Annotated in this window: 11 protein-coding genes; 6 read left to right on the top strand and 5 right to left on the bottom strand. The window is 38.7% G+C overall.

Annotated elements, in window-relative coordinates; translation table 11 throughout:
- Nucleotides 1-70 precede the first annotated feature (70 nt).
- From pplA to menA, 3 genes are all read left to right on the top strand, one after another.
- Nucleotides 71-1,000: an extracellular electron transfer flavoprotein PplA gene (gene pplA / locus IGI58_RS08000; protein WP_087640458.1), complete on the top strand. Its 930-nt coding sequence runs from the start codon at nt 71-73 to the stop codon at nt 998-1,000.
- Between the two features lie 695 nt (nt 1,001-1,695).
- Nucleotides 1,696-2,769 carry an FAD:protein FMN transferase gene (locus IGI58_RS08005; protein ID WP_429953878.1) on the top strand — a complete coding sequence of 358 codons (1,074 nt, stop codon included), beginning with the start codon at nt 1,696-1,698 and terminating at the stop codon, nt 2,767-2,769.
- 11 nt (nt 2,770-2,780) lie between these two features.
- Nucleotides 2,781-3,734 (top strand): 1,4-dihydroxy-2-naphthoate polyprenyltransferase, encoded by a 954-nt coding sequence (gene menA / locus IGI58_RS08010; protein ID WP_429953877.1) that lies wholly within the window; start codon nt 2,781-2,783, stop codon nt 3,732-3,734.
- Between the two features lie 159 nt (nt 3,735-3,893).
- On the opposite strand, the gene IGI58_RS08015 is transcribed toward menA, so the two are convergent.
- Nucleotides 3,894-4,871, bottom strand: coding sequence for an LPXTG cell wall anchor domain-containing protein (locus IGI58_RS08015; protein ID WP_429953876.1), 978 nt, complete (start codon nt 4,869-4,871; stop codon nt 3,894-3,896).
- Nucleotides 4,872-5,007: 136 nt separating this feature from the next.
- The gene (gene birA, locus IGI58_RS08020) at nt 5,008-5,985 is read right to left on the bottom strand and encodes a bifunctional biotin--[acetyl-CoA-carboxylase] ligase/biotin operon repressor BirA (protein ID WP_429953875.1); all 978 of its coding nucleotides are present in this window, start codon (nt 5,983-5,985) and stop codon (nt 5,008-5,010) included.
- 202 nt (nt 5,986-6,187) lie between these two features.
- Between birA and IGI58_RS08025 the strand changes: the two genes are divergently transcribed.
- Nucleotides 6,188-6,400: a zinc ribbon domain-containing protein gene (locus IGI58_RS08025; protein ID WP_429953874.1), complete on the top strand. Its 213-nt coding sequence runs from the start codon at nt 6,188-6,190 to the stop codon at nt 6,398-6,400.
- 86 nt (nt 6,401-6,486) lie between these two features.
- Here IGI58_RS08025 and IGI58_RS08030 read toward each other — a convergent pair whose 3' ends face one another.
- From IGI58_RS08030 to IGI58_RS08040, 3 genes are all read right to left on the bottom strand, one after another.
- Nucleotides 6,487-7,290 carry an ABC transporter ATP-binding protein gene (locus IGI58_RS08030; RefSeq protein ID WP_225535147.1) on the bottom strand — a complete coding sequence of 268 codons (804 nt, stop codon included), beginning with the start codon at nt 7,288-7,290 and terminating at the stop codon, nt 6,487-6,489.
- Nucleotides 7,290-8,240, bottom strand: a complete 951-nt coding sequence (locus IGI58_RS08035) for an ABC transporter permease (protein ID WP_087641518.1) — start codon at nt 8,238-8,240, stop codon at nt 7,290-7,292. Before IGI58_RS08035 ends, IGI58_RS08030 begins: the two co-directional genes overlap by 1 nt.
- A 92-nt stretch (nt 8,241-8,332) precedes the next feature.
- Nucleotides 8,333-9,310 (bottom strand): ABC transporter substrate-binding protein, encoded by a 978-nt coding sequence (locus IGI58_RS08040; RefSeq protein ID WP_429953873.1) that lies wholly within the window; start codon nt 9,308-9,310, stop codon nt 8,333-8,335.
- A gap of 447 nt (nt 9,311-9,757) precedes the next feature.
- Here IGI58_RS08040 and IGI58_RS08045 point away from each other — a divergent pair, with 447 nt between their 5' ends.
- Nucleotides 9,758-10,333, top strand: a complete 576-nt coding sequence (locus IGI58_RS08045) for a hypothetical protein (protein WP_087640466.1) — start codon at nt 9,758-9,760, stop codon at nt 10,331-10,333.
- A gap of 353 nt (nt 10,334-10,686) precedes the next feature.
- On the top strand, nt 10,687-14,304 hold the full coding sequence (gene rpoB, locus IGI58_RS08050; RefSeq protein WP_162288355.1) for a DNA-directed RNA polymerase subunit beta: 3,618 nt from the start codon (nt 10,687-10,689) through the stop codon (nt 14,302-14,304).
- Nucleotides 14,305-14,328 lie beyond the last annotated feature (24 nt).

Consider the following 14,328-nt stretch of genomic DNA (forward strand, 5'->3'; position numbering starts at 1 on the left):
TATATAGAATGTAAATTATATCACAAACTAAGTTTGTGGAATGTTAAAGAAAAGGAAAAGGTGAACTAAAATGAAAATGAGCAAAATTGTTAAGGGATTCACAGCTATTGCACTTTCATCTCTTTTATTAGCGGCATGCGGATCTGATGATAAGAAAGATACAGCGAAATCATCTGATTCAAGCACTGCGACATCAAAAACTGCAGATTCTTCAACAGTAGCAGAAAAAGAAGCTGGTGCTGATTTACAAGACGGCACATACAAATTAGAAGAAAAGAACGAAAAAAATGGTTACCGTGCAACATTTGAAATGACTGTCAAAGACGGCAAAATCACAGAGTCTAAATACGACAACATCAACGCTGACGGCAAATCAAAAACAGAAGATAAAGATTACGAAACAAACATGAAAGACAAAACAGGCGTTGGCCCTGCTGAGTTCATTCCTGAATTAAACGAATCACTTGTTAAATCACAAAGCGCAAGCGGCGTAGAAGTAGTAACTGGTGCGACTCACTCTAGTGAATCATTCCAAAACTATGCACAACAATTGATCCAAGCTGCACAAGCAGGAAACACTGAAACAATTGAAATCGATAATGGTGCGGATCTTAAAGATGGCACGTACTCATTGAAAGAAAAAAATAATTCAAACGGCTACCATACAACATTCTCAATCGTTGTTAAAGATGGTAAAGTCACAGAATCTAACTACGATAACGTAAACGACGAAGGCAAATCTAAAAAAGACGATGCTGACTACAACAAAAACATGAAAGACAAATCTGGTACAGATCCAGAAACATACATCCCTGCATTGAACGAAGAATTTGTTAAAGCAATGGGCGAAGATGGTGGATCAGCTGCGGATGTAGAAGTCGTAACAGGCGCAACTCACAGTACACACTCATTCGTAATGTATGCTCAACAATTGATCAATGCTGCTGAAAAAGGCAACACTGATGAAATCGTTGTAGACAACATCGTAATGAAAAAATAATTCTTTCACAGAATTACAATTGACGAACTAAACATGTGCAGAATTCAGATCATCATCTGAATTCTGCATTTTTGCTGCGAATCACTACGATTGGCTCTGCCAGAGTAGATGATGAGCAGTACTTGGCGAGCGAAGAGAGCGAAGTAACCCTACTAGTGAATCACGCCAAGGCAAGAAAAGGATAAAGCAACAATAAGTGAACAACGCGAGATAACCCTAAAAAACTCATCAGGATAGATGATGAGCAGTACTTGGCGAGCGAAGAGAGCGAAGTAACCCTACTAGTGAACCACGATAAGGCAAGAGAAGGATAAACCAGCAACAAGTGAACAACACAAGATAACTCAAAAAAAAAACTTATCAGAGTAGACGATGAGCAGTACTTAGCAAACAGAGAAGGCGAAGTAGCCATACTAGTAAATCACGTCAAAGAAAAGAATAGACTAGCAACAAGCAAAAAACACAAGATATCTCAATAATACTCACCAGAGTAAAGAATGAGCGAGATTAGCCAAGTAAAGAAGGCGAAGAACCAAACACTGACACAAGTAAAAATACCAACATACAAGTTTCAATGATCACAAGCAGTAAAATCAATTCATCAAAATACATAAATCAAAAGAAAATCCTTTCCATTACTCAGAAAAAGCGCTACTATAGATGAGAAAATTTTTCTATTTAGAAAGAGGGATACGATGAAAAATAAAAAAGTACTAATGACTATATTAACTGGACTATTTCTAATTGTTTTAGCCGGTTGTGGCTCAAAAGAAGAGACCGCTAAAATAAATAAAGAGCCATACTCAGATCAGCAATCGTTACTTGGTACGTATGTACAAGTCCGTATCTATGATGATGGTAAAAAAGATGTATTAGATAAAGCTTTTGCCAGAGTGAAAGAGTTGGGTGATAAAATCACAGTCAATGAAAAAGGTTCAGAAATCGATGCAATCAATGAACAAGCGGGGATAAAACCAGTAAAAGTATCCGATGACGTCTACCCTTTGATCAAACGTGCGTATGAATATAGTGAGGACTCTTCTGGCGGCTTTGACATGGCGATCGGACCAATCACTCAATTATGGCATATCGGCTTTGATGATGCGCGCAAACCATCTCAAGAGGAAATCGATCAGGCGTTGAAATTAGTGGACTATCACAAAGTAAAACTAAATGATGAGGATCAAACGGTTTATCTTGAAGAAAAAGGTATGCAGCTGGATCTTGGAGCTATTGCGAAAGGTTATATCACGGATGAAGTTGTTAAGGTGTTGAAAGACAATGGCGTCACTACTGCGATTGTCGATTTAGGTGGAAATGTATTTGTTCTTGGACACAGTCCTCGTGGAAAAGACATGGATTGGAACGTTGGAATTCAAGATCCGAATAAAGCAAGAAATACAGTCGTTGGAACTGTTCAAGAAAGTAATAAAACCCTCGTTACCTCTGGGATCTATGAACGCTATTTGAAAGTTGATGGCGAAACCTATCACCATTTGTTCGATCCAAAAACAGGTTATCCTTTTGATAATGATATTGCTGGTGTGACTGTCATCACGAAGAAATCGATCGATGGAGATGGCTTATCAACAGCTGTCTTTTCAATGGGAGTCAAAAAAGGATTGGAATATGCCGAAAGTTTGAAAGACGTTGATGTGATATTTGTTACTAAAGAAGACAAGGTTTACGTAAGTAAGGATATTGAAAAAGTTTTTGAATTAGGAAAAGATTCGGGATATACGATGGGAGATCGTAAGGATCTGAAATAAGGAGAACGAATATGTCGTTGAAAGTATTTTTGCAAGTAGTGGAAATCCAGACGAAGTTAGCAAGTCTGTTTCCATTTGCGGTTGGGGTATTATTTTCCATAGCGTATTTTAATGAGTTTCAGTTAGGCTATACATTATTGTTTTTTTTAGGAATGGTCGTATTCGACATGGCAACAACTGCAATCAATAATTTTATGGATTTTAAAAAAGCAAAGTCTCAGAAGTATAAGTACGAAGAAAATATCATTGGCAGCTCAGGGATCGCTCCCAGTTTAGTGAGAAACATGATTTTCGCTATGATTACTTTTGCTGCTGCGGTTGGTATCTTTTTGACCATCCAAACTGGTTGGTTGTTTTTAGTAATGGGCGGAGTTTGTTGTTTTATCGGTATTTTTTATACCTTTGGTCCGATTCCGTTATCACGGATGCCTTTAGGAGAGGTATTTAGCGGTTTTACGATGGGATTAGGGATTTTTGCTATGACGATCTATTTGAATGTTTTGAATGATCCGCCATTTTATTTACAGTTAGATTGGGTAAAAGGAACGTTTGCCTTGATAGGCAATCTTTGGTCTGTTTTAGCGATCATTTGGGCTTCATTGCCGATGGTGTTTACAATTGCTAATATCATGTTGGCAAATAATTTGAGAGATTTGGATACAGATATTGAAAATCATCGGTATACATTGGTCTATTATATTGGACGCGAACATGGAGTGATTCTTTTCCAAGGACTAATGCTAGCTTGTTATGCTGTGATTTTGGTAGGAATGGTTTTTGGTATTTATCAATGGCCGATTTTACTAACCTTTGTTTCGCTATTACAAGTCTGGAAAAATCTTAAATTATTTAAAGCAGAGCTGCCGCATCCCAAAAGTTTTGGGTACTCGATAAAAAACTTGATCGCATTTAACGGTTGCTATTTATTAGGGTTGCTAGTGACAATCGTAGTTGAAAAGTTATAAAATAGAAAAGAAAAATGAGGATGGAACAGAAGTGTCAGGCTCCGAGAAACAAGAGGGAGTTGCTTCTGCTCTCACCGTTTATTAAGTTTTAGAGTCCAGAGCAAAACTGTTTTTTAGTTTTGTTCTGGACTCATTTTTTAGGATAGTAAATATAAATAGCTATTCTTTTTTTCCTTTTTTGCTGTTAATGAATAAGAACAAGACGATTAATAAAAGAATGGCGATCCCTGCAATTGAATAATAGATGGTTTTCTTTTCACCGGTATTCGGGAACAAGGCTTTTTTCTCTTCTTTTTTTGGTGAAGAAGATTGCACAGTACTACTACTGTCAGATGTAGATGATTCAGTAACTGCAGCTCCTGCGAAGGCTTTATCATCTAATGTGTAGACTGGAGAATAATCACCCGATTGAGGAGAAAAGGCCGCGAAGCAAAAACCATCTTCGTATGACAAAGTAAAATAGCCGTCATTATCAGTAGTTACAGTATTATTAGGCGTTGTTGATGGATATAATTCCTTGATTGTTGTAATAGATTGTCCTAAATGACTAGAAGCGCTATAGCCATAAATAGAAATTCCAGCGTTCGTTCCTCCGTTGATAGCTGTAACTTTCCCTTTGACTTCTTTTTTAGCTGAATCATAAGAGACAAATTGGACATCATAGGTTGGTGATGCTGGCACTACCGTATAACTCATGTCTAGAGTGACCGTTTGTTTTTCATCACTATCTAAAAGATAAAGCATGAAGCTAACTTTCACGACATTTCTACCGAGTGTTTTTGTTGAAGGCTCTTCTAAAAGCTTTAAATCTCTAAGCGCAGCACCATGAGCAGAACCATCTGCTTGGAGCATCTCAGCGCTTACAGTATCGCCCTGAAAAACAATTAATGTTGAGTCCATATGATCGCCATAAGCATTTTCTGCAGTGCTTGATGTCTCGACAGTACTGGAATCCTCAGTTTGTGATAGGCTGCTTTCGAGTGTTTGTGTTCCTTCGTTATCAGAGCTTTGGGCCTCCTTAGCGATCGATGAATTTTCAACGGCACCGACATCGGAAGAGCTTATTGGATCTTCGGCAAAGCTGGTGATTGGTAACAGTGCCAATAAGGCTGTAAAACAAAAAACGACTTTTTTCATAAATATTCTCCTTTTTCGTAACATACGTATTAATTCGCAATACAAATGTAACATAAATGAAATGTTTAGGAAATGAATGTAAAGAAGAAATGTTTTTTCTTAAGGTATTCTTAATATTTATGTTTAGGAGAAAGAGTCACTTGATTGATTTTAAGCTGATCTCACCAGATGAAAGAACTTTCTCAGTTCCATCTGAAAGCTGAACGATCAATTCTCCACGCTCATTTATAGCTATTGCAGTTCCGTCATAATCTGTTCCTGCTTGGGAGAAAGAAACTGTTTTACCTAACACAAATGATTTTTGACGATATTCGTCTAAAAAATCTTCCGCTGGTAATTGAGCTAAGATTCGATAAAACTGATTCCAAATAGCTGCGATCAGCTCATTTCGTGTGATCGTTGGTGTGCGATCAGAAAATATCGAAGTTGCTTTTTCCTGCAACTCTTCTGGAAATTCATTTTGTTTGAGCGAAAAATTGATGCCCATGCCAATAATGACATTTGAGATTTGTCCAGACTCTACATCACTCATGGCTTCAGACAGAATGCCGCCAATTTTTTTTCCGTTCAAGTAAATGTCATTGACCCATTTGATCTCAGTTGTTAGATCAGCTAACTCGTCCATTGCACGAGCAGCAGCTACAGCCATGATAACTGTATATTGTGCCATCTCTTCAAATCGTTGATTTGGACGTAAAAGCATGCTCATATAAATACCGCAGCCTGCTTTAGAAAAGAAAGGCCTTCCAAACCGACCCTTTGGTGCTTCTTGAATATCTGCAACGATTAAAGTGTTATCAGGTTCACCGTTGATGGCTGCTAGTTTAGCGTCTTTCATTGTTGACTCGGAGGAATCAAGAATAGTAATCGAAAGATCTGGTGTTGTTGGCGCTAGAGCAAGTTTGATCCCTTCGGCAGATAATATGTCTGAAGAGTCATACCGATAGCCTTTATTGCGGCTACTTGAAATTTGATGACCTTCTTTTTTTAGTTCATTGATGGCTTTCCAAATCGCTGTTCGAGATAAGGAGAGTTCCTGAGCCATTTCTTCACCAGAAATAAAGGCGGGGGCTTGTTTCATTAATAAGGTTAATACCTGACTTTTAGTTGACATATTTTTCGCTCCTTTATGATGATTTTATTGTAGCTGATGTAGAAGAAGCGGGTCAACCACAATCCGCCTGTAAGACGAGAAGAAAATCCTTCTTAAGATGTATGATTTCTTGTGGAAAGCTTGCTATACTTAAGAAGTAGAGCAGAACTACTTGTCATTTCTGCTAAGTGACACTGGAAATCAAAGAGATGGAGTGGGAAAAATGGAAAAGCAACAATATATTTGTGAGAAGTGTGGGAACATGCATTATGTATCTGATCAATTTCAGGCAACTGGAGGAAATTTTGCCAAAATTTTTGATGTACAAAATAAAAAATTCATTACGATCAGCTGTACGCAATGCGGATTTACCGAATTGTACCGTGGTCAAACATCTGATGGATGGAATGTTCTTGATTTCTTGATGGGTGGATAATGAATACCTAAAAAGTCACTGAGCTATAGCGAACGAGCTATGACTCAGTGGCTTTTAATTTGATGAATGGTATTTTGAGCTGTTTTTTAAACTAGAAGTAACTGATCGTCTTTTAACTCTTGTCCACTGTTTTTGTGGAACATATCCATCAATTCATTCACAGTCAAATCTTTTTTCTGTTCAGCTGGTACATCAACAACCACTTGCCCTTGATGCAGCATGATCAATCGATTGCCGTAACGAATAGCATCTTCCATATCATGAGTGACCATGAAGGCAGTCAATTGGTGCTCTTGAATCAGTTTTTCAGTCAATTCCATAACGGTGATCGATGTCTTTGGATCTAATGCTGCTGTGTGTTCATCTAATAAAATCAGTTCTGGTCGAATCAGAGTAGCCATCAATAGCGTGATCGCTTGACGTTGACCTCCAGATAATAAACCAATTTCTGCAGCTAATCGATTTTCCAGTCCTAAATTTAGACTAGCTAATTGTTCTTTAAAGAATTCACGATCATTTTTACGAACACCATTGCTAAGTCCGCGTTTTTTTCCTCGTTTCATTGCAAGGGCCATATTTTCTTCCACAGTCAAACGAACTGCAGTCCCCATTTTAGGGTCTTGAAAAACACGGCTGATTTGTTTTGAGCGAGCAACAACACGTTGTTTAGTGATGTCTTTTCCTTGTAGCGTTAGTTGTCCTTCTTCAATGGGTAAAGTCCCTGCGATACTGTTTAAAAGTGTTGATTTACCAGCACCGTTTCCCCCGATGATGGTAATGAACTCTCCTTGATTGATCGTTAAATCGATTCCTTTTAACACGTGATTTTCATTCACTGTTCCACGTTCAAAGTATTGATGGAGATTTTTGATCGTTAATACTGGCTGCATTAATTAGCGCCTCCTTTGCGTTTACCTATTTTAGAGAACCCTAATTTTTTTTGGATCAATGGTGATGATAAGCAGATCACTAAAATAATTGCAGAAAATAGTTTTAAGTCTGCTGGATCGACACGTAATTCTAATACGCAAGCAAGAATGAAACGGTATAGAATCGCACCGATTACTATTGTGATCAAGCGTAAGCCGAGCGATTTATTTTTAAATAGAACCTCGGCAATGATGATCGAAGCCAATCCAATGACGATCGTTCCAATTCCAGAGTTTAAATCAGCGAAGTTATTGTTTTGAACTAACAAAGCACCTGCTAAAGCGATACAGCCGTTTGAAAGCATGTAGCCAATGATTTTCATGTTGTCTGTATTGATGCCGTTTGCTTCACTCATATCAAGATTATCTCCCGTTGCACGAGTCGCTAATCCAATTTCTGTTCTAAAGAATAAAACAAGTAAAATAATAACGAGGATCACAATAATTGCTCCGACTAAAATCGTGCTGTTTACTTTTGAAAGTCCTAGTGATTGTGCATGAGAAAAAATCGAATCTGTTCCGATCAAAGAAATATTTGGTGCGCCCATAATACGGGAATTGATACTGTATAAACCGGTCATGGTAATGATTCCTGCTAATAAAGCCGGAATTTTTAATTTTGTATGAAGTAAACCTGAAACCAGCCCAGCTAACATACCAGCGATAAATGCGATAATCAAAGCGGTAATGGGTGCCATCATCGAGTGAAGACTAAATAAGGATTGAAAAGGAGCAGGCCAGGAAGCGGGATCTTTGGCTAAGATCACTGCTGCTACAGCACCGCCTAAAGGAAAACTTCCTTCGGTAGTTAAATCAGCAATATCTAAAATACGGTAAGTCAGGAATACCCCAATCGCCAGTAATGACCATAAAAGGCCTTGCGAGGTTGAGGAGAGTAGTATGTCTATCAACAAAATCAGCTTCTTTCAGTAGTTTTATGTAGCTTAGTGATGCAAAAACAGTTGTTTGTGCATCACTACTATTTTTATTCATCGTCTGTAAATTAAGGTGCTTTGATCGTTTCTGGATCGATATCTAGCGCTTTTGCCATGTCTTCATTTACAAAAAGTTCTAAGTCTTTAGCTTTTTCAACAGGCATATCTGCAGGCTGTGCTTCTCCTTTAAGGATTTTAGCTGCCATGACACCAGTTTGCTTACCTAAAGCTTTATAGTCGATTCCGACTGTTGCAAGTCCGCCTTGTTCTACTTGTTCGATCGAACCAGCGATGACAGGGATTTTATGTTCTTTGGCTACTTCTCCGATCACAGCAGCGGCAGAAGCGAAAGTATTGTCCGTTGGGATGTAGATAGCATCAACGTCTTTTGCTAAGCTAGTTGTTACTTGTTGGACATCATTTGTTGAGTTTGCTGTTAAAATTTTTGTTTTGACGCCTTTATCTTTTAACGCTTTTTCAGCCATATCAGCTTGGATTTTAGAATTCGCTTCACCGGCGTTGTACATGATTCCAACTGTTTTCGCATCAGGAACGATGTTTAGCAGTAAAGCAATTTGCTTATCAATGGGAACGATATCTGTTGTTCCGGTCACGTTTCCGCCTGGCATTTCATCTGATTTCACCAATTTGGCACCAGCTAAATCAGTCACAGCAGTTACTACGATGGGAATATCAGTGGTTTCATTTAATAGTGATTGTGCGGCAGGTGTTGCGATTCCTAGCAATAAATCTGGTTTTTCTTTGACTAACTTTTCACTCATGCTTTTTAATTGAGCCTGATCATTTTGAGCGTTGGTGTATTCGATCGTTAGGTTTTCACCTTCTTTAAAGCCGTTTTCAGCTAAGCCTTCTTTGAATCCTTCAAAAGCAGCATCCAATGAGCCGTGTTCGACAGGCTGTAAGACCCCGATTTTTTTCATATCGCTGTCTGAACCTGAATCAGCTTTTTTGTCATTTCCGCAAGCGCCAAGTGTTAGTAAAGCCACTGCTGATACAATACTCAATCCTAGTAATTTCTTTTTCATCTCAATTCCTCCAGTATGATTGTTAAAACAAAAAATCCATTCAGACAATATGCCTAAATGGATTGATAAAAGTCGTCAGTTCAATACTTTCGTTCGCCACTTAGGATTGTCTACGTGGCTGTTTGTTCAGTGCAAAGTGCTCTAGCCATCATAGATACAAAAACAGTTTTTGCTGTTTGCACCCATGATTTCATGAATACAAACCTATCTAAAATAGCTAAAGTAAGCTTTATTCAGTTGTGGGTTGATTAAGTAAGTCATAGTAATCTCCTCCGCAAATTGAATTGTACTTAGTATAATTCAAAAACTGGAAGAATGTCAACAGATTATTTAAAATTTTCAGACAATTTATTTTTTTTAAAATAAAAAGCAAATATTTTTTATTTTCTTCTTTCCATGCTAAAATTCAATTTGTAGATAAAATTAAAAAAGACTAGGAGAATAATTATGATTTCAAAAAAATTAATTACTTTAGGTACATTAGCAGCAACTGTATTAGTATTGGGCGCATGCAGCAGCGACAACAAAGATACAAAAGCGAGCTCATCTGACAGCAAAACAGAAGCAACTTCAACAAGCTCAAGCATGGATGCTGTAAGTTCTGCCTCTGTTAGTGACAAACCAGAAGTACTCGAAAAAGCATTAGGTGAAGATGGTAACTGGATCATCGCTGCAACTGCAGATGTAATGTTTGATAAAGATGTGACTGTCTCAGGTGAATTCCATGATAAAGGCGATTCTTCTGCGGATATCTACAGAAAATTAGCTTTATATGCACAAGATTCAGATCGTAAAGTGACGGATGAATATACGATCACTGTACCAGAACTAATTGTTGAATCAGAAAACTTCAATATCGTTAACGGAACTGTTAAAGGAAACATCTTAGTTAAAGCGAATGGTTTTGTTTTAAACGGTGCAAAAGTTGACGGAAACGTAACGTTTGAAAAAGAAGAATACAAAACATCTGCTACTCTTGATAAAGAAGGCGCAGAAGTAACTGGTGACATCACCGTTCAATAAGAATGATCGTAAAATGAGAGGCACTTGATTGTAAAATCGAGTGCTTTTTTTTTCTATAATAAAAGATACTTGAACCTCTTGACTTTTACTATAGAAAGAAGTAGAATGTATAGATGCAAAAACTATCTGAAAAATGCTGAAGCAGGAGCGAAATATTGTCCGTTCCGGTTTTTAATAGGGAAACAAAAGTAGAAAACGCACGAGAAAATTTTCAAGAGCACATTCTATTTTTGGTTTTTTTTTGCCTAAAAACCGCAAAAAATGCTCGTTGTTACGTATATTTAATATTCGTAATGATAATGAAATGTTTCAGTTAGTGTTTTGATAGACTTTTAATTAGAGGAGTGAAGAGCTTGGCTGGACACGTAGTAAAATACGGAAAACACCGCGAACGTAGAAGTTTCGCCCGGATCAGTGAAGTGTTGGAATTACCCAACTTGATTGAGATTCAAACAGACTCTTACCAATGGTTTTTAGATGAAGGCTTAAGAGAGATGTTTGAAGACATTTTACCAATTGATGATTTCCAAGGGAATCTATCTTTGGAATTCGTAGATTATGAATTAAAAGAACCTAAGTACACCGTAGAAGAAGCGCGTTCACATGACGCAAACTATTCTGCACCTTTACATGTCACTCTAAGATTGACCAATCGTGAATCTGGAGAAATCAAATCACAAGAAGTTTTCTTCGGTGATTTCCCTCTAATGACCGAAATGGGAACATTCATCATCAATGGAGCAGAACGTGTTATCGTTTCTCAGTTAGTGCGTTCACCAGGTGTGTATTTCCATGGCAAAGTAGATAAAAATGGTAAAGAAGGCTTTGGCTCAACTGTTATCCCTAACCGTGGTGCATGGTTGGAAATGGAAACAGATGCAAAAGATATCTCTTATGTGCGTATCGACCGTACCCGTAAAATTCCTTTAACTGTCTTAGTCCGTGCTTTAGGTTTCGGTTCTGATGATACGATTTTTGAAATTTTCGGCGAAAGTTTAAGTTTACGTAATACGATCGAAAAAGATCTACACAAAAACGCTAGCGATTCTCGTACAGAAGAAGGATTAAAAGATATTTATGAGCGTCTTCGCCCAGGCGAACCAAAAACGGCAGATAGTTCTCGTAACTTACTGAATGCTCGTTTCTTTGATCCAAAACGTTATGACTTAGCAAACGTTGGTCGTTACAAAGTCAACAAAAAATTAGATTTGAAAACACGTCTATTGAACCTAACTTTAGGAGAAACACTGATCGATCCTGAAACAGGTGAAATCCTTGTTGAAAAAGGAACAGTGTTGACTCACCAAGTAATGGAAACATTAGGTGAGCATATCGATAACGGACTAAACAGTGTAACTTATTACCCTAGCGAAGACGGTGTTGTGACTGAACCGATGACGGTTCAAGTCATCAAAGTTCTTTCTCCAAAAGATCCTGAACGTATCGTTAACGTAATCGGTAATGGTTATCCTGATACAAGTGTGAAAACAGTTCGTCCGGCAGATATCGTTGCTTCAATGAGCTATTTCTTCAACTTACAAGAAGATATCGGTAACGTGGATGACATCGATCACTTAGGAAACCGTCGTATTCGTTCAGTCGGTGAATTATTACAAAACCAATTCCGTATCGGTTTAGCTCGTATGGAACGTGTGGTTCGTGAAAGAATGTCTATCCAAGACACTGAAACATTGACACCGCAACAATTGATCAATATTCGTCCAGTCGTAGCAAGTATCAAAGAATTCTTCGGTTCTTCTCAGCTGTCACAATTCATGGACCAAACAAATCCTCTAGGTGAGTTGACACATAAACGTCGTCTATCTGCCTTAGGACCTGGTGGTTTGACTCGTGACCGTGCCGGCTATGAAGTGCGAGACGTTCACTATTCCCACTATGGCCGTATGTGTCCGATCGAAACACCTGAAGGTCCGAATATCGGTTTGATCAATAGCTTGTCAAGTTATGCCAAAGTCAATAAATTTGGTTTTATTGAAACGCCGTATCGTCGTGTGGACCGTGCAACTGGAAAAGTAACAGACCAAGTCGATTATTTAACAGCTGACACGGAAGACCACTATATCGTAGCGCAAGCAAACTCACGTTTAAATGAAGATGGAACTTTTGCTGAAGAATTAGTAATGGCTCGTCTACAAAGTGAAAACCTTGAAGTAACGATCGATAAAGTCGATTACATGGACGTTTCACCTAAACAAGTAGTAGCAGTAGCGACAGCATGTATTCCTTTCTTGGAAAACGATGACTCCAACCGTGCCTTGATGGGTGCCAACATGCAACGTCAAGCGGTACCGTTGATCCAACCTCGTTCACCACTTGTGGGAACTGGTATGGAATACAAATCTGCACATGACTCAGGTGCTGCTCTTTTATGTAAACATGATGGTGTCGTTGAATATGTGGATGCATCAGAAGTACGCGTTCGCCGTGACAATGGCGCATTAGACAAATATATGGTGACAAAATTCCGTCGTTCAAATTCAGGTACAAGCTACAATCAACGTCCAATCGTTCTTTTAGGCGAAAAAGTTGAAAAAGGCGATACATTAGCAGATGGACCTTCTATGGAAGAAGGAGAAATGGCTTTAGGACAAAACGTACTTGTTGGATTCATGACGTGGGAAGGATACAACTACGAGGATGCGATCATCATGAGCCGTCGTTTGGTGAAAGATGATGTGTATACATCTATTCATATCGAAGAATATGAATCAGAAGCTCGTGATACAAAATTAGGACCTGAAGAAATCACTCGTGAAATTCCAAACGTTGGTGAAGATGCGTTGAAAGACCTTGACGAAATGGGGATCATCCGTATCGGTGCTGAGGTTAAAGATGGCGATCTATTAGTAGGTAAAGTAACGCCTAAAGGGGTAACTGAGTTATCTGCTGAGGAACGTTTATTACACGCTATCTTTGGTGAAAAAGCTCGTGAAGTTCGTGATACATCTCTACGTGTGCCTCATGGCGGCGGCGGGATCGTGCATGACGTGAAAATCTTTACTCGTGAAGCAGGCGACGAGTTATCGCCAGGTGTAAACATGCTTGTTCGTGTATATATCGTTCAAAAACGTAAGATCAACGAAGGGGATAAAATGGCCGGTCGTCACGGAAATAAAGGGGTCGTATCCCGTATTATGCCGGAAGAAGATATGCCGTTCTTACCAGATGGCACACCGATCGATATCATGTTGAACCCATTAGGGGTACCATCACGTATGAACATCGGACAAGTACTAGAGTTGCACTTAGGAATGGCTGCCCGTCAATTAGGGATCCATATTGCAACACCAGTCTTCGATGGCGCAAACGATGATGACGTTTGGGACACAGTTCGTGAAGCTGGCATGGCTAGTGACGCAAAAACAGTTCTTTACGATGGTCGTACAGGTGAACCATTCGATAACCGTATCTCTGTTGGTGTGATGTACATGATCAAACTTGCCCACATGGTCGATGATAAATTGCATGCTCGTTCTATTGGACCATACTCACTTGTTACTCAACAACCACTTGGAGGTAAAGCTCAATTTGGTGGACAACGTTTTGGGGAAATGGAAGTATGGGCACTGGAAGCATATGGTGCAGCTTACACATTACAAGAAATCTTAACGTACAAATCTGATGACGTGGTTGGTCGTGTGAAAACATACGAAGCGATCGTCAAAGGTGAACCAATTCCAAAACCAGGTGTACCGGAATCATTCCGCGTATTGGTGAAAGAGTTACAATCACTTGGATTAGATATGCGCGTATTGGACATTGAAGAACAAGAAATCGAATTGCGTGATATGGATGACGATGATGATGACTTGATCACAGTTGATGCCCTAACAAAATTTGCCGAACAACAATCAGCGAAACAATTAGAAAAAGAAGCAGCTGAAGCAAAAGAAGCTGCCGATGCAGTTCTTGAACAAGAAATTGAAACAGCTGAAGATACTAAAAACTAATTGTTTGAAGTCATAGTAAAATTG

Source organism: Enterococcus sp. AZ020 (assembly GCF_050499205.1).
GTDB classification, from domain to species: Bacteria; Bacillota; Bacilli; order Lactobacillales; family Enterococcaceae; genus Enterococcus_L; species Enterococcus_L dunnyi.

What these genes read in the sequence shown, in the direction of transcription:
- pplA (WP_087640458.1), top strand. Translation starts at nt 71, where the DNA reads ATGAAAATGAGCAAAATTGTTAAGGGATTCACAGCTATTGCACTTTCA.
- IGI58_RS08005 (WP_429953878.1), top strand. Translation starts at nt 1,696, where the DNA reads ATGAAAAATAAAAAAGTACTAATGACTATATTAACTGGACTATTTCTA.
- menA (WP_429953877.1), top strand. Translation starts at nt 2,781, where the DNA reads ATGTCGTTGAAAGTATTTTTGCAAGTAGTGGAAATCCAGACGAAGTTA.
- IGI58_RS08015 (WP_429953876.1), bottom strand. Translation starts at nt 4,871, where the DNA reads ATGAAAAAAGTCGTTTTTTGTTTTACAGCCTTATTGGCACTGTTACCA.
- birA (WP_429953875.1), bottom strand. Translation starts at nt 5,985, where the DNA reads ATGTCAACTAAAAGTCAGGTATTAACCTTATTAATGAAACAAGCCCCC.
- IGI58_RS08025 (WP_429953874.1), top strand. Translation starts at nt 6,188, where the DNA reads ATGGAAAAGCAACAATATATTTGTGAGAAGTGTGGGAACATGCATTAT.
- IGI58_RS08030 (WP_225535147.1), bottom strand. Translation starts at nt 7,290, where the DNA reads ATGCAGCCAGTATTAACGATCAAAAATCTCCATCAATACTTTGAACGT.
- IGI58_RS08040 (WP_429953873.1), bottom strand. Translation starts at nt 9,310, where the DNA reads ATGAAAAAGAAATTACTAGGATTGAGTATTGTATCAGCAGTGGCTTTA.
- IGI58_RS08045 (WP_087640466.1), top strand. Translation starts at nt 9,758, where the DNA reads ATGATTTCAAAAAAATTAATTACTTTAGGTACATTAGCAGCAACTGTA.